The 15850-nt window shown below is 69.6% G+C and carries 14 protein-coding genes and 2 tRNA genes; 12 read left to right on the forward strand and 4 right to left on the reverse strand.

Annotated elements, in window-relative coordinates:
• The first annotated feature begins 27 nt into the window (after positions 1–27).
• The 8 genes from gnd to ACFVFH_RS11190 all read left to right on the forward strand — a co-directional run bounded on the left by gnd (position 28) and on the right by ACFVFH_RS11190 (position 9171).
• Entirely contained in the window at positions 28–906 is an 879-nt protein-coding gene (gene gnd / locus ACFVFH_RS11155) for a phosphogluconate dehydrogenase (NAD(+)-dependent, decarboxylating) (RefSeq protein ID WP_383765966.1), read from the forward strand.
• 85 nt (positions 907–991) lie between these two features.
• Complete coding sequence (gene recF, locus ACFVFH_RS11160) at positions 992–2122, forward strand: DNA replication/repair protein RecF (RefSeq protein ID WP_383765968.1); 1131 nt, start codon at positions 992–994, stop codon at positions 2120–2122.
• Positions 2119–2667: a DUF721 domain-containing protein gene (locus ACFVFH_RS11165; RefSeq protein ID WP_383765970.1), complete on the forward strand. Its 549-nt coding sequence runs from the start codon at positions 2119–2121 to the stop codon at positions 2665–2667. The genes recF and ACFVFH_RS11165 overlap by 4 nt, the downstream gene beginning before the upstream one ends.
• 437 nt (positions 2668–3104) lie before the next feature.
• The gene (gyrB, locus tag ACFVFH_RS11170; protein WP_383765971.1) at positions 3105–5210 is read left to right on the forward strand and encodes a DNA topoisomerase (ATP-hydrolyzing) subunit B; all 2106 of its coding nucleotides are present in this window, start codon (positions 3105–3107) and stop codon (positions 5208–5210) included.
• Between the two features lie 46 nt (positions 5211–5256).
• Positions 5257–7887, forward strand: a complete 2631-nt coding sequence (gyrA, locus tag ACFVFH_RS11175) for a DNA gyrase subunit A (RefSeq protein WP_383765973.1) — start codon at positions 5257–5259, stop codon at positions 7885–7887.
• 93 nt (positions 7888–7980) lie between these two features.
• A complete protein-coding gene (locus ACFVFH_RS11180; protein WP_383765975.1) occupies positions 7981–8589 on the forward strand; it encodes a DUF3566 domain-containing protein in 609 nt (202 codons plus the stop codon).
• Positions 8590–8659: 70 nt separating this feature from the next.
• Positions 8660–8733, forward strand: a tRNA-Ile gene (locus ACFVFH_RS11185).
• An 84-nt stretch (positions 8734–8817) separates the two neighbouring features.
• Positions 8818–9171 (forward strand): hypothetical protein, encoded by a 354-nt coding sequence (locus ACFVFH_RS11190; RefSeq protein WP_383765977.1) that lies wholly within the window; start codon positions 8818–8820, stop codon positions 9169–9171.
• An 83-nt stretch (positions 9172–9254) separates the two neighbouring features.
• On the opposite strand, the gene ACFVFH_RS11195 is transcribed toward ACFVFH_RS11190, so the two are convergent.
• The gene (locus ACFVFH_RS11195) at positions 9255–9626 is read right to left on the reverse strand and encodes a DUF6344 domain-containing protein (protein WP_383765978.1); all 372 of its coding nucleotides are present in this window, start codon (positions 9624–9626) and stop codon (positions 9255–9257) included.
• 310 nt (positions 9627–9936) lie between these two features.
• Between ACFVFH_RS11195 and ACFVFH_RS11200 the strand changes: the two genes are divergently transcribed.
• Positions 9937–10071 (forward strand): DLW-39 family protein, encoded by a 135-nt coding sequence (locus tag ACFVFH_RS11200; protein ID WP_003958712.1) that lies wholly within the window; start codon positions 9937–9939, stop codon positions 10069–10071.
• Between the two features lie 335 nt (positions 10072–10406).
• A complete protein-coding gene (locus ACFVFH_RS11205) occupies positions 10407–11750 on the forward strand; it encodes a hypothetical protein (protein ID WP_383765979.1) in 1344 nt (447 codons plus the stop codon).
• Between the two features lie 76 nt (positions 11751–11826).
• Here ACFVFH_RS11205 and ACFVFH_RS11210 read toward each other — a convergent pair whose 3' ends face one another.
• On the reverse strand, positions 11827–13185 hold the full coding sequence (locus ACFVFH_RS11210; protein WP_383765980.1) for a serine/threonine protein kinase: 1359 nt from the start codon (positions 13183–13185) through the stop codon (positions 11827–11829).
• Between the two features lie 80 nt (positions 13186–13265).
• Positions 13266–13814 (reverse strand): helix-turn-helix domain-containing protein, encoded by a 549-nt coding sequence (locus ACFVFH_RS11215; RefSeq protein WP_383765981.1) that lies wholly within the window; start codon positions 13812–13814, stop codon positions 13266–13268.
• Positions 13815–13985: 171 nt separating this feature from the next.
• Between ACFVFH_RS11215 and ACFVFH_RS11220 the strand changes: the two genes are divergently transcribed.
• A tRNA-Ala gene (locus ACFVFH_RS11220) sits at positions 13986–14058 on the forward strand.
• Positions 14059–14180: 122 nt separating this feature from the next.
• On the opposite strand, the gene ACFVFH_RS11225 is transcribed toward ACFVFH_RS11220, so the two are convergent.
• Entirely contained in the window at positions 14181–14909 is a 729-nt protein-coding gene (locus tag ACFVFH_RS11225) for a DUF5324 family protein (protein WP_383765983.1), read from the reverse strand.
• Positions 14910–15284: 375 nt separating this feature from the next.
• Between ACFVFH_RS11225 and ACFVFH_RS11230 the strand changes: the two genes are divergently transcribed.
• Entirely contained in the window at positions 15285–15812 is a 528-nt protein-coding gene (locus ACFVFH_RS11230) for a peptidylprolyl isomerase (protein ID WP_383765985.1), read from the forward strand.
• Positions 15813–15850 lie beyond the last annotated feature (38 nt).

The raw sequence follows: 15850 nt of genomic DNA on the forward strand, positions 1-15850 counted from the left end.
ATCGGCACAACGCTTAAGGAATCTCTGATGGAGATCGGTCTCGTCGGCCTCGGCAAGATGGGCGGCAACATGCGCGAGCGCATCCGCCGCGCAGGCCACACCGTCATCGGTTACGACCGCAACCCGGACGTCTCCGATGTCCACAGCCTCGAAGAGCTCGTGGGCAAGCTGAAGGGTCCCCGGGTCGTCTGGGTGATGGTTCCGGCCGGTGCCCCGACCCAGGCCACGATCGACGAGCTCGCCGGTCTCCTCTCGCCCGGCGACATCGTCGTCGACGGCGGGAACTCCCGCTGGACCGACGACGAGAAGCACGCCGTCGAGCTGGGCATCAAGGGCATCGGCTTCGTGGACTGCGGCGTCTCCGGCGGTGTCTGGGGCCTGGAGAACGGCTACGCGCTGATGTACGGCGGCGACGCCGAGAACGTGGCGAAGGTCCAGCCGGTCTTCGACGCGCTGAAGCCCGAGGGCGACTTCGGTTCCGTGCACGCGGGCAAGGTCGGCGCCGGCCACTTCGCGAAGATGGTCCACAACGGCATCGAGTACGCCATGATGCAGGCCTACGCCGAGGGCTGGGAGCTCCTGGAGAAGGTCGACTCCGTCACCGATGTGCGCGAGGTCTTCCGCTCCTGGCAGGAGGGCACGGTCATCCGCTCCTGGCTGCTCGACCTGGCGGTCAACGCGCTGGACGACGACGAGCACCTCGACAAGCTCCGCGGCTACGCCGCCGACTCCGGCGAGGGCCGGTGGACGGTGGAGGCCGCGATCGACAACGCCGTGCCGCTGCCCGCGATCACCGCGTCGCTCTTCGCGCGTTTCGCCTCGCGCCAGGACGACTCCCCGCAGATGAAGATGATCGCCGCGCTGCGCAACCAGTTCGGTGGCCACGCGGTCGAGAACAAGAAGTAACCGCAACGGGAGGCGGACCGGGCCCCGACGTCCGGTCCGTCCCACGAAGCACGGAGCAGGAAGCCGGGAAGGTCGGCGTACACCCATGCATGTCACGCATCTCTCGCTGGCCGACTTCCGCTCGTACGCCCGGGTCGAGGTACCTCTCGAACCGGGCGTCACCGCGTTCGTGGGGGCCAACGGCCAGGGCAAGACGAATCTGGTGGAGGCGGTCGGCTATCTCGCGACGCTCGGCAGTCACCGGGTCTCCTCCGACGCGCCGCTGGTGCGGATGGGCGCGGAGCGGGCCGTGGTCCGCGCCGCAGTGACACAGGGCGAGCGCTCGCAGCTGATCGAGCTGGAGCTCAACCCCGGCAAGGCCAACCGGGCGCGGATCAACCGATCGTCGCAGGTCAGGCCGCGAGACGTGCTCGGGATAGTACGCACGGTGCTGTTCGCGCCGGAGGACCTGGCGCTGGTCAAGGGCGACCCCGGCGAGCGCCGCCGCTTCCTCGACGAGCTGATCACGGCCCGCTCACCGCGGATGGCGGCGGTGCGCTCGGACTACGAGCGGGTGCTGAAGCAGCGCAACACCCTGCTGAAGTCGGCGGCGATGGCGCGCAGGCACGGCGGCAGGTCGATGGACCTCTCCACGCTCGATGTGTGGGACCAGCACCTGGGCCGGGTGGGCGCGGAGCTGCTGGCACAGCGGCTGGACCTGATCGCGGCCCTGCAACCGCTGGCGGACAAGGCGTACGGGGACGTCGCGCCGGGCGGCGGCCCGCTGGCCCTGGAGTACCGCAGCTCGATCGGGGCGGACGCGGCGTCCGCCGGTTCCCGCGAGGAGCTGTACGAGCGGCTGATCGCGGCCCTGGCGGAGGTCCGCAAGCAGGAGATCGAGCGGGGCGTGACGCTGGTCGGCCCGCACCGTGACGATCTGCTGCTGGGGCTGCGGGGGATGCCGGCCAAGGGGTACGCGAGCCACGGCGAGTCCTGGTCGTACGCGCTGGCGCTGCGGCTGGCCTCGTACGAGTTGCTGCGCGGCGAGGGCAATGAGCCGGTGCTGGTGCTGGACGACGTCTTCGCGGAGCTGGACGCGCGGCGCCGGGAACGGCTGGCCGAGCTGGTGGCCCCGGGCGAGCAGGTGCTGGTGACCGCCGCGGTGGAGGACGACGTCCCCGGGGTGCTGGCGGGCGTGCGGTACGCGGTCTCCGCGGGCGAGGTGGAGCGGCTGTGAGCGGCCACGGCGAGGAAGCCGGCGAGGAAAAGGCCCCGGAGCCCTCGGGGGTCGACCTGGCCCGGGTGGCGCTGCGCGCGGCCAAGGAGCAGGCGCGGGCCCGTGGTGCCGCCGCGCAGCAGAGGAAGCAGGCCAGGCGGGGCGGCGGGCTGCGGTCGGGCGCGCGGGCCGATGGGCGTGACCCGCTGTCGCTGGGCTCCGCGATCAACCGGCTGATCACCGAACGGGGCTGGGAGACCCCGGCCGCGGTGGGCGGGGTGATGGGGCGCTGGCCGCAGATCGTCGGTGAAGATCTGGCCAATCATTGTGTGCCGCTGCGGTACGACGACGATCCGGACGAGCGGGTGCTGACGATCCAGTGCGAATCGACGGCATGGGCGACGCAGATGCGGCTGCTGGCGCCTCAGCTGGTGGCCCGGCTGAACGCGGATCTGGGGCAGGGCACGGTGCGTTTCATCAAGGTGCTGGGGCCCGGTGGTCCGCAGCGCAGGTTCGGTCCGCTGCGGGCGCCGGGAAGCATGGGCCCCGGCGACACCTACGGCTGACCTGGGCTTTTCCTGGTCATGGGCGGTGCCTGGGGTGGCCCGCCGCGGCTCCGCGACGCTGTGCGGGACCCCGTTCCGTGGCCGGACGGGGCTCCCCGGGGGACCGGTGGCGGCCATGGAGGGCGCTGTCCGTCGGATCCGGGTTGTGCGGGTATGCGGTGGTTGAGGCCACGCGCTGAGAATGGGGCGTCCCTCACGGTAGCGGGAGGTTGACAGGCCGAAGCGCTCAAGGCCCGCGTGAGCCTCCTGAGAGCCCTTCCTGAATATGGGGAGTCGTCAGCCGCTCATTCAGGGCGGCACATGCGTACTCAGGTACCGGCAAACCCCCATTCATGTCAGCGCTACCGGTAGACTGGTGGACAATCCCGCACCTTGGCGGGAGTCGTCGATTACAAGCCGAACGACGCAGCCGCTCCCGTTTGCCCGGAGAACGGCCTGTGCTGTGCCAGAAAGGGCGCTTCGTGGCCGATTCCGGCAACCCCAACGAGAACACTCCGTCCACACCCGGTGAGAGCCCCGACGCTCTCGCCGCAGGTGAGGCCGTGGGCGCCGCCGAGGTCCCCGCCTCGTACGACGCCAACGCGATCACCGTCCTGGAGGGTCTGGACGCGGTCCGCAAGCGACCTGGCATGTACATCGGTTCGACCGGTGAGCGCGGCCTCCACCACCTGGTGTACGAGGTCGTCGACAACTCGGTCGACGAGGCCCTGGCCGGACACGCGGACACGATCGACGTCACGATCCTCGCCGACGGCGGGGTCCGCGTGATCGACAACGGCCGCGGCATCCCGGTCGGCATCGTGCCGTCCGAAGGCAAGCCGGCCGTCGAGGTCGTGCTCACCGTCCTGCACGCGGGCGGCAAGTTCGGCGGCGGCGGCTACGCCGTCTCCGGCGGTCTGCACGGCGTCGGTGTGTCCGTGGTCAACGCGCTGTCCACGCGGGTCGCCGTCGAGGTGAAGACGGACGGCCACCGCTGGACCCAGGACTACAAGTTCGGCGTCCCGACCGCCTCGCTGGCCCGCAACGAGGCCACGGACGAGACGGGCACCTCCGTCACGTTCTGGGCCGACGGGGGCATCTTCGAGACCACCGAGTACTCCTTCGAGACCCTGTCGCGCCGCTTCCAGGAGATGGCGTTCCTCAACAAGGGTCTGACGATCAAGCTCACCGACGAGCGCGAGTCGGCGAAGGCGACGGCGGGCGCGGACGTCGCCGAGGTGGCCGAGATCGCCGAGGCGGAGCAGGCCCGCACGGTCACGTACCACTACGAGGGCGGCATCGTCGACTTCGTGAAGTACCTCAACTCCCGCAAGGGCGATGTCATCCACCAGTCGGTGATCGACATCGAGGCCGAGGACAAGGAGCGCCTCCTCTCGGCCGAGATCGCGATGCAGTGGAACACGCAGTACAGCGAGGGCGTCTACTCCTTCGCGAACACGATCCACACGCACGAGGGCGGTACCCACGAGGAGGGCTTCCGCGCCGCGCTGACCACGCTGGTCAACAAGTACGCGCGCGAGAAGAAGCTGCTGCGCGAGAAGGACGACAACCTCACGGGCGACGACATCCGCGAGGGGCTGACGGCGATCATCTCGGTGAAGCTGGGCGAGCCGCAGTTCGAGGGCCAGACGAAGACCAAGCTGGGCAACACGGAGGCCAAGACCTTCGTCCAGAAGGTCGTCCACGAGCAGCTCACGGACTGGTTCGACCGCAATCCGAACGAGGCCGCCGACATCATCCGCAAGGGCATCGCGGCGGCCACGGCCCGCGTCGCGGCCCGCAAGGCGCGTGATCTGACCCGTCGCAAGGGGCTCCTGGAGAGCGCCTCGCTGCCGGGCAAGCTGAGCGACTGCCAGTCCAACGACCCGACGAAGTGCGAGATCTTCATCGTCGAGGGTGACTCCGCCGGTGGTTCGGCGAAGTCCGGCCGCAACCCGATGTACCAGGCGATCCTGCCGATCCGAGGCAAGATCCTGAACGTCGAGAAGGCCCGGGTCGACAAGATCCTTCAGAACACCGAGGTCCAGGCGCTGATCTCGGCCTTCGGTACCGGGGTCCACGAGGACTTCGACATCGAGAAGCTGCGCTATCACAAGATCATTCTGATGGCGGACGCCGACGTCGACGGTCAGCACATCAACACCCTGCTGCTGACGTTCCTCTTCCGCTTCATGCGTCCGCTGGTCGAGGCCGGGCACGTCTACCTCTCCCGCCCGCCGCTCTACAAGATCAAGTGGGGCCGGGACGACTTCGAGTACGCCTACTCGGACCGCGAGCGCGACGCCCTGGTCGAGCTGGGCAAGCAGAACGGCAAGCGGATCAAGGAAGACTCGATCCAGCGCTTCAAGGGTCTCGGCGAGATGAACGCCGAGGAGCTGCGCGTCACCACGATGGACGTCGACCACCGGGTCCTCGGCCAGGTCACGCTGGACGACGCGGCGCAGGCCGACGACCTCTTCTCGGTGCTGATGGGCGAGGACGTCGAGGCGCGGCGCTCGTTCATCCAGCGCAATGCCAAGGACGTCCGCTTCCTCGACATCTGAGTCGGCCGAACCAGCAAGCCGCCGCTCGAAAGGACTTTGACCAGCAATGGCCGACGAGAACACCCCTGTGACACCTGAAGAGGACCCCACCGCCGGTGTGGGCATGCGTGTCGAGCCCGTCGGGCTCGAAACGGAGATGCAGCGCTCCTACCTCGACTACGCGATGTCCGTCATCGTCTCGCGTGCGCTGCCGGACGTACGGGACGGTCTCAAGCCCGTGCACCGCCGGGTGCTGTACGCGATGTACGACGGCGGCTACCGGCCCGAGAAGGGCTTCTACAAGTGCGCCCGCGTCGTCGGTGACGTCATGGGTACGTACCACCCGCACGGTGACTCGTCGATCTACGACGCCCTGGTGCGCCTGGCGCAGCCGTGGTCGATGCGCATGCCGCTGGTGGACTCCAACGGCAACTTCGGTTCTCCGGGCAACGACCCGGCCGCCGCCATGCGGTACACCGAGTGCAAGATGATGCCGCTGTCCATGGAGATGGTCCGGGACATCGACGAGGAGACCGTCGACTTCCAGGACAACTACGACGGCCGCAACCAGGAGCCGACGGTCCTGCCGGCGCGGTTCCCGAACCTGCTGGTCAACGGTTCGGCGGGGATCGCGGTCGGTATGGCGACCAACATCCCGCCGCACAACCTGCGCGAGGTCGCGGCCGGCGCGCAGTGGTACCTGGAACACCCGGAGGCCTCTCAGGAGGAGCTCCTGGACGCGCTGATGGAGCGGATCAAGGGTCCGGACTTCCCGACCGGCGCGCTCGTCGTGGGCCGCAAGGGCATCGAGGAGGCGTACCGGACGGGCCGCGGTTCGATCACGATGCGCGCGGTCGTCGCGGTCGAGGAGATCCAGAACCGGCAGTGCCTGGTCGTCACGGAGCTTCCGTACCAGACCAACCCCGACAACCTCGCGCAGAAGATCGCCGACCTGGTGAAGGACGGCAAGATCGGCGGGATCGCGGACGTCCGGGACGAGACGTCCTCGCGCACCGGTCAGCGTCTGGTCGTCGTGCTGAAGCGGGACGCGGTCGCCAAGGTCGTCCTGAACAACCTGTACAAGCACACCGACCTGCAGTCCAACTTCGGCGCCAACATGCTGGCGCTGGTCGACGGTGTGCCGCGCACCCTCTCGATCGACGCGTTCATCCGGCACTGGGTGACGCACCAGATCGAGGTCATCGTCCGGCGTACGAGGTTCCGGCTGCGCAAGGCGGAGGAGCGGGCGCACATCCTGCGCGGTCTGCTCAAGGCGCTGGACGCGATCGACGAGGTCATCGCGCTCATCCGGCGCAGCCAGACGGTCGAGGTGGCGCGCGAGGGCCTGATGGGCCTGCTGGAGATCGACGAGATCCAGGCCAACGCGATCCTGGAGATGCAGCTGCGCCGGCTGGCCGCGCTGGAGCACCAGAAGATCACGGCCGAGCACGACGAACTCCAGGCGAAGATCAACGAGTACAACGCGATCCTGGTGTCGCCGGAGCGGCAGCGGAAGATCGTCAGCGAGGAGCTGGCGGCGATCGTCGAGAAGTTCGGCGACGACCGGCGCTCCAAGCTGGTGCCTTTCGACGGTGACATGTCCATCGAGGACCTGATCGCCGAGGAGGACATCGTCGTCACGATCTCGCGCGGCGGCTATGTGAAGCGCACGAAGACGGACGACTACCGCTCGCAGAAGCGCGGCGGCAAGGGCGTGCGCGGTACGAAGCTCAAGGAAGACGACATCGTCGACCACTTCTTCGTGTCGACGACGCACCACTGGCTGCTGTTCTTCACGAACAAGGGCCGGGTGTACCGGGCGAAGGCCTACGAGCTCCCGGACGCCGGCCGTGACGCCCGCGGCCAGCACGTCGCCAACCTGCTGGCCTTCCAGCCGGACGAGCAGATCGCCCAGATCCTGGCGATCCGCGACTACGAGGCCGCGCCCTATCTGATCCTGGCCACGAAGGGCGGTCTGGTGAAGAAGACCGCGCTGAAGGACTACGACTCCCCGCGTTCGGGCGGTGTCATCGCGATCAACCTCCGGGAGACGGCGGACGGCGCCGACGGCACCGCCGACGAGCTGATCGGCGCGGAGCTGGTGTCGGCCGAGGACGACCTGCTGCTCATCAGCAAGAAGGCCCAGTCGATCAGATTCACCGCGACGGACGACGCGCTGCGCCCGATGGGCCGTGCCACTTCGGGCGTCAAGGGCATGAGTTTCCGTGAGGGAGACGAACTGCTCTCGATGAATGTTGTCCGGCCGGGTACGTTCGTGTTCACTGCCACCGACGGCGGGTACGCGAAGCGGACCCCCGTCGACGAGTACCGGGTCCAGGGCCGTGGCGGTCTGGGCATCAAGGCCGCCAAGATCGTGGAGGACCGGGGCTCGCTGGTCGGCGCGCTGGTGGTCGAGGAGACGGACGAGATCCTCGCCATCACGCTCGGCGGTGGTGTGATTCGTACGCGAGTCAATGAAGTCAGGGAGACGGGCCGTGACACCATGGGCGTCCAACTGATCAATCTGGGCAAGCGCGATGCCGTCGTCGGTATTGCCCGTAACGCCGAAGCCGGTCGTGAGGCCGAAGAAGTCGAGGGGTCCGAGGACGCCGAGGCCGCGACGGCGGAGGGTGCCGAGAGCACGGTCGAGGGCAATGTCGAAGGCACGTCGCCTTCGGCCGGGGAGCACGAGGAGTAGAGCGTGAGTGGAGCCACGGGCGCCGGTTCGGCCGCCTCCGGAACAGGGGCGAACGGTGCCCGTGGCCCTGCCACGGACTCCCAAGGGGGCACTGTGACGGACACCCGGGGGCCTCAGCCCCAGTACGAGGGCTACGCGACCGGGCCGTTGCCCGGTGAGCGCGAGCCCGCACCGGGGCAGAGCGGGCCGTACCACCCGCCGCAGGCGTATCCCTCGCCTGCCGGCGGTACTCAGGGCGGCCGCCAGCACGGCGGCACGCAGGGCGGTGTGCAGGGCGTCGGAGCCGCGCAGGCGGCCCGTCGGCCGCGGACCGGGGCGCGGACGACTCCGCGTACCCGCAAGGCGCGGCTGCGGGTGGCCAAGGCCGATCCGTGGTCGGTGATGAAGGTCAGCTTCCTGCTGTCCATCGCGCTCGGCATCTGCACGGTGGTGGCCTCCGCGGTGCTGTGGATGGTCATGGACGCCATGGGCGTCTTCGAGACCGTCGGCGGCACGATCAGCGAGGCCACCGGTTCGAACGACAGCAACGGCTTCGATCTCCAGTCGTTCCTTTCGCTGCCGAGGGTTCTCATCTTCACCTCGGTCATCGCGGTGATCGACGTGGTCCTGGCGACCGCGCTGGCGACGCTGGGCTCCTTCATCTACAACCTGTCGGCGGGTTTTGTCGGCGGTATCGAGCTCACGCTGGCCGAGGACGAGTAGCCGGCCGGGTATCGATTTTGGGACTGGCCCCGACGTGCGCTAATCTTCAGAAGTCAGCGCAGAGCGCGGCGGGGCTATAGCTCAGTTGGTTAGAGCGCATCCCTGATAAGGATGAGGCCACAGGTTCAAATCCTGTTAGCCCCACAGCATGAAGGCCCCCACCGGAAACGGTGGGGGCCTTCGGCATTTGCGGCTGACGGACCCGGCCGGCCTCAGTAGGTTGGCCGCATGCCTTCCGTCCTTGTGATCGGTTACGACCCGCAGGTACTGCCCGCCGTCGATGCGGAGGCGGTGCGCACGGCCTTCGCCGAGGAGGTGAGGCGGTTCGGCGAGCTCGGCATCGACGCGGCCATGACGCTGGTCGTCTTCGACGAGGCGGCCGAGCCCGCGATCGCGGCCTCGCTGGCCGAGCGTCCGTGGGACGTGGTCGTCGTCGGGGGCGGGATCCGCAAGACCGAGGTGCTGCTCCCGCTCTTCGAGCGGACCGTGAATCTGATCCGCCGCCATGCGCCCGGAGCCGCCATCGCGTTCAACACCAGCGCGGGGGACAGCGTCGAGGCGGCGCGGCGCTGGCTGCCGTAGGCGGCAGGGCCGCTGGAGCGCACGGAGAAGCCCCCGTCCGGTGCGAACCGGTCCGGGGGCTCTGGAGGTCAGTTGAGCGGCTCTCAGGGCGGCAGGAGGGACGCGTCGCCCGCCGGGGCGCCGTGGGGGGTGCGGGCGGCGTTCCTGGTGTCGGTGATGTCCGTGGCGTCGATGGGCAGGTGACGGGTCGCGGGCGAGGATCCGTGTGCCTCGGCCCGGATGCGCTGCTTCATCGTCGGCGGCAGTGCCCGGTCGCGCGGAAGGGTCCATCGCACCGACGGGGTGGTCACGGTTGCCACGGTCGCACCCATGTGTTCGTGGGTCGTGGTGGCCGGCTCCGTGACGCTCTGCTCCGTGGCCGTCGCCGGGGTGCTCATGAGGCCCAGCGCGGCGAGCAGGGCGAAGAGTGCGGTGACGAAGGCGGTCCAGATGCTCTTGGGCTTGAAGGTGCTCATGGCCCCTCGCTTTCGGGTGGTCCGGTTTGCTTACCTTTCTGATGATGTGGATGTGGCCCCCGATTTCGTGGACCGACGCCACCGATCCGCCGATCTTCGGATGAACACCACTCTTATGGTTCAACCGGCCTGGACGGGATCGTTCCGGGGTGCGGGCCGGGGCCGGGTTCCGGGGGCGGAAACGGGTTCCCGGGCGAACGCTCTTCCCCGGGCGCCAGTTGGGCCGCGGGCAGGTCACCGGTTGATATCGGCCGGTGTGTATAGTCGGGCGGCAGAAGTCCCCTACGTCAAGGAAAGACGAGGTCGCGCGGTGAAGAAGCTTCTCCTGGTCGCACTGGCCGCCATCGGCGGGCTCCTCGTGTACCGCCAGATCCAGGCGGATCGCGCCGAGCAGGATCTGTGGACGGAGGCGACTGACTCCGTGCCCGCAGGTTCGGGTGTGTGAGACGGAACAGCCTGATTGCGGGCCCCGGTCGCTGAGCGGCCGGGGCTTCGTGCTGTTGCGGGACCGTGACTCCTGTGCTCTTGAGTTCACGTCGAGCAAATAAATACGTTGCTTGAGTGAAACGGCCTGCTGGACCGGGTGGATGCGCGGGGCTTCTGCCGCTGCCGGGAAGGCGGGCGAGCAGGGCGATTCCACCGGCGTCGAAGACAGCGGTGGTACGGGCGGGGCAGGATGGACCGGCATGGCGCCCGCTGCCGGGGCGGACGCCGTGGTGACGGTCGCGGGTCCGTGTCGCACGCGGGCGGGCCGTACGGACGACGAGGGGGAAGCGCGTGATGAGGCAGCGCAACAGGGGCCGGGTGGCGCTGGCCGCGGTCGCGGCGATGTGCGCGGCGGCGGCGCTGCCGGGCCAGGCGTTCGCGGCCGGGGAGCTCCCCGCGTACGCCTTCGACCCCGGGGCGCAGAAGGTGGCCGGCTCGGAGGCCAGCACCGAGGCGTCCGCGCTCGCGCCCGGCTCGGTGTACAGGAGCTCGATCAGGCCCGGCGAGAAGCTCTACTACCGCCTCGACCTCGACGCGAAGACCAACGCGTATGTCTCGGCGGTGGTCGTGCCCGGGGGCGGCGGCCAGGTCGCCTACGGGGACGGCATCCGGATCAGTGTCCGCGACAGCACGGACATGCAGTGCAGTTCGGAGGACGCGCGCTTCGAATCGGCGGAGTTCCCGCGTCCGATCGCCGCGTACGCCTACCGGCTCATGGAGAAGGACAGCAGCACCTGCCAGGACGCCGGTACGTACAACGTCCTGATCGAGCGGGAGAGCAAGCCGACCTCGGCGACCGGCGCGTGGGATCTGGAGCTGCGCTACGAGTCGGAGCCGCAGCTGAAGGCGGCCGGTTCGATGCCGACCGAGGCACCGGAGAACTGGCCGTCGGCCTCGCCCGTGCCGCCCACCACCGCCCCGCAGAAGCGGTCGGGCGGCACCAGCTACTACGACGCGACCGGTCTGGAGACCGGTGAGTGGCAGGAGAAGGACGGCATCAGGCCGGGGCAGACCCTCTTCTACCGGGTGCCGGTCGACTGGGGCCAGCAGATCTTCGCCACCGCCGACCTGAGCAACAGCAACGCCTCGGACGAGTTCGTCGGCAACGCGCTCGCGCTCTCCCTGGACAACCCGGCGCACGGCCGCGTCGACTCCGCGTCGCCGCTGTCGTACTCCGGCAAGTCCGCCTCCGTGTCGCTGGACCCGCTGCCTCCGGTGGCGTACGAGAACCGCTACGACTCGACCAGCAGCGTCAGCGCGATGCGGTTCGCCGGGTGGTACTACCTGTCGGTGTCGCTCAGCCCGAAGATCGCGAAGTCGTACGGGGACAAGCCGATTCCGCTCACCCTCAAGGTCAAGGTCGAGGGGAAGGCCGGGAGTTCGCCGTACGCGGGGGACGCCGGGGTCTTCTCGGTCACCTCGCACGACAAGGACATGGCGCGGAGCGGACAGAGCGGCCCGCAGGCGGCCAGGAGCGACCGGATGAAGATGATCGGCGCGGCCGGGATCGGCACGGGTGCGGTGCTGGTGCTCGGGCTCGGGGTGTGGACGCTGCTGGCCCGTCGTCGCGCCGGCGCCGCCCCGGCGGGCGGCCCGGCCGGTGGCGGCCCCCACGGAGGCCCGCCGCAGGCCTGGTGAGCCGGGCCCGGCCCCGGACGGCAGGTGTCCGGCCGGGGGCGGAGCGGTAGGTGTCCGGCTGGCCGGGCGGCCGGGTTCAGCTCTGGGTCAGTGCCCAGATGCCCACCGCGAAACACAGCAGCGCCACCAGCAGCACCGGGACCGCCACCTTTGGGGACGGTCCCGGACGCCTCTGCGGGGCGTGCGCGGGCGCGGGCGCCGCGGGATGCGGGGCAACTCCCGCGCCGGGCACGGGAGCCTGCGGCTGCCCGACGGTGTAGGCACGGGTGAGCGCCGGTTCGGGCGGCACGGCGGAGGTCGGCGCCTGGGAGAGGTCCGGCGCGGGGGCGGCGTACGGGGAGGCCGCCCGGGGCGTGAGCGGAGCGGCCTGCGGAGGCGGCGGCGGGAGATGGAAACTGCCCGTCTCCGACATCGAGACCGGAGGCTGCGCGTACGGCTGCTGCGCGGGCCGCTGGGGGCCCGGGGCGTCCTCGGCGCTCTGCGGGGTCCGAGCGCTCTGCGGGTGCTGCGCGTCGGGGGCGTCGCGGGGGGTCTGCGGGGCGGGCGCGAGGGCCGGTTCCGGTCCGGTGGGGCCGAAGCCCGGGGGCAGCGGCCCGATCTGGTCGAAGACCTCGACCGGCTCGTCCTCGGGCGCGGCCTCCGGGAGCATCTCGACCGCGGCGGTCAGCGCCTTGCGCGCACCTGTGGCCGTACGGAACCTGGCCTGCGGATCCGGTTGCAGCAGCCCCGCGAGGACCTGCCACAACGGCTCGGGTATCCCTTCCGGGGCGGCGGGCGTGCCGTACGAGGCGAAGTGCTCGACGATCGCCTGTGCGTCGGGCTTCTTGCCCTGGAGCAGATAGAGCGCGACGAGACCGACCGCGAACAGGTCCGCGGGGAAGTCGGGCTCCGCGCCCATCATTTGCTCGGGTGCGAAGTAACCGGGCGTACCCACCACGTAGTTGGTCTCGGTGAGGCGCGGCTCTCCCTTGCGCATGGAGATGCCGAAGTCGGACAGCCGCAGGTGCGGCCGCCCCGTACCGGTCGCCTCCATAAGGATGTTGGCCGGTTTGATGTCCCGGTGCACCACACCCTCCGCGTGCACCGTGGACAGCCCGGACAGCAGCTGGTCGAGGAGCGTGCAGACGAAACGGGGCGGCAACGGTCCGTAGTCGCCGATGACATGCGCCAGTGAGCCTCCGCTCACCAGATCCATGGTGAACAGGACCTTGTCGTCGTCGGCCGCCCAACTGGCGGGCGCGAGCACATGGGGATGCTCGATCCTCAGCGCCTGCTCGCGGACGAAGCGCAGCAGCGTGTGCGCGTCGCTCTGCTGGAGGACCTTGGCCGCCACATAGCGGCGGCGCCGGTGGTCCCAGGCCCGCCAGACGGCGCCGACCCCACCACGTCCGATCGGATCGATCAGTTCGTACCGACCGGCGAAGACCTCACCCATTGCGCTGCGCCCGCTCCCCGTTCCTCGTTGGGCCCACGGCCGGTTCCCGGGGGCAGTGCCCGGACCGGTCCGGACGAAACCTAGCTCTGGTGTCCCTCGTAGTGCGCCACCGCGTCCGCGGTGCGCCCCGCGCCGTACACCTTGAGGAACTCTGCCAGTTCCGGGTGGGTCGGGGCGAGGGCGTCGGCGGCATCGATGATGTCACCGGCGGCCGAGACCGACCGCAGCAGCGACTGGATCTCGCGGACCACGCGCCGGACGGTGGGGGCGCCGCCGGTGGTCGAGGTCTGGCCGGTGCCGGTGAGGACGGAGCCGCCCTGGGACTTCTTGATCTCCTCCATGCGGTCGGTGGCCTCGCCCGCGCTGACGCTGCCGTCCGCGACCTGACCGGCCAGCTCCTGGAGCGCCTGGACGCGCTGGACGACCGCGGGGTTGCCGATCTTCGCCCGCTGGCCGCTCATCAGCTGGGAGAGCATGGGGGCGGACAGCCCGAGGACGGCGGCGAGCCGGGCCTGGTTCAGGCCGAGATCATCGATCAGCCGGCGGAAGAGCGCGCCGAGGGGCTCTCCGTACCAACTGCGCTGAAGCTCCCTGGCTCTTGCCGTTGCCTCTTGCTGCGCTGCGTCCATGGCGTCTCCCCTTCGCTGCGGCTTCGCTGCTGCGAACCTCGCCGAGCATCTTACGGAGAGTGGTCGCCCACCGGGAGCCCCCATCTTTTTTGCAGGAATCCGGGGAGTACCCGGTACTCTGGTCTGCGGCGGTGGCCGGGATGCCGAAGCGTCCGGGGCTGTCCGTTTTACGGGGCCTTAGCTCAGTTGGTAGAGCGCTGCCTTTGCAAGGCAGATGTCAGGAGTTCGAATCTCCTAGGCTCCACACACGAACCCCCTCCGACCGGTACGAACACGGTCGGAGGGGGTTCTGCGTGCTTCCCGCTGCTGGTACGCCGGGCGGCGCCGGTCCCTCTTGCGTCGGAAGTGCCTCGTTGTCGAGCGGGCTCAGCGGCGGTCGTCCGGGCCGGTGCCGTCCGCGTCCTCCGGGCCGTCCGTTCCCTCGGTCCCGGCCCGTCCGGCCCGGATGTCGGGGTCGAGCGAGGTGGGGCCGCTGCCGTCGACCGAGGTCAGCGGGGCGCGGTCGGCGACCTCCGTGGCGGCGGGCGGCTCGACCAGCCAGTCGGGGTTGGCCTGCTTGTCCCACCATCGCCAGACGGCATAGGCGCTGCCCGCCACGAGTCCGGTCACGACGAGCCCCCGGAACAGCTGTCCGGCCCTCGCCCGCCGCTCGTGCTTCCTGATCAGGTGCCGGATCTCCTGCGGCGTGACCTGCCCGCGCAGCGCGGCCAGTGCGGCGGTGCTGCGGGCGGTGGCCTCCTCGGCCACGGGCTGGGCCAGGGCCATCGCGTGCTCGACCCGCGGCACCGTGTAGTCCGCGGCGGTGCGCGCCGCCCGGCGGGTGTGCAGCGCCGCGCGCCGGCCGGCCTCGTCGACCTTGGGCGGCACATGGGTGAGGGCCAGTTCGATACGTGGTGCGAGATGCGCGTCGTACTGGACGCGGGCCTGCTGGGCCGCCTTGGACATCTTCGGCGCGAGCCGCGTGCGGGCTTCATGCGCGAGCTGTGCGGCCTGTTCCTTGGCCGTGTCGGCATAGGGCGCCACCACTTCCGCGGCGTGCTGCACGCTGTCCTTCGCCGAGTCGGTTGCGGCGCGCACGCTGTCGATGCGGGTCACGGGATCCTCCTCCTTGGTGGCGGGTTGACACTCCGCCTTTCCACCCATTTCGAGATCATGCCTGCCGGAGTCCCTTATGGCATGTGGGGCGGGCATCCGGGTCATTCGGTTTGTTCGGTTCATTCAGCTCACGAATGACATTTCTGGGCAATGCGGTGCAAGGGGAGCTTGCCGACGACAATGCCACGCTTTGCCCTTGCCCGCGCCGCTTCGTCACGCACTTGGCCGCATTTGTTCCTGCGGGGAGCGGGGGCCGGTGGCGGCCGGGCGCCGGAGTGCGCGGTCCGTGCGAGGATCGACGGACGTCACTGAGGAAGACATCGGTGAACCGTCACCGATGACTCAACGTCACCGAAGACTCACGGAAGGCAGATCGTGGCTGAGCAGCTTTACGCCACCTTGAAGACCAGCCAGGGCGACATCGAGATCAGGCTCCTGCCGAACCACGCGCCCAAGACGGTCAAGAACTTCGTCGAGCTCGCCCAGGGTGAGCGGGAGTGGACGCACCCGGAGACCGGCAAGCGGACGACGGACAAGCTGTACGACGGCACCGTCTTCCACCGCGTCATCAGCGGCTTCATGATCCAGGGCGGCGACCCGCTCGGCAACGGCACCGGTGGCCCGGGGTACGAGTTCGGGGACGAGTTCCACCCCGACCTGGCCTTCACCAAGCCGTACCTGCTGGCCATGGCCAACGCCGGCCCGGGGACCAACGGCTCGCAGTTCTTCGTGACCGTGTCGCCGACCGCCTGGCTCACCGGCAAGCACACCATCTTCGGCGAGGTCACCGACCCCGCCAGCCAGAAGGTGGTGGACGCGATCGCCGCCACCGCGACCAACGCCCGCACCGACCGTCCGGTGGAGGACGTCGTGATCGAGTCGGTCGTCATCGAGACCCGTTGATCACCTCTGGTCATCGGCCGATCACACTCTGATTCCCG

It is taken from the genome of Streptomyces sp. NPDC057697 (assembly GCF_042799335.1).
In the GTDB taxonomy this organism is placed as follows: Bacteria; Actinomycetota; Actinomycetes; order Streptomycetales; family Streptomycetaceae; genus Streptomyces.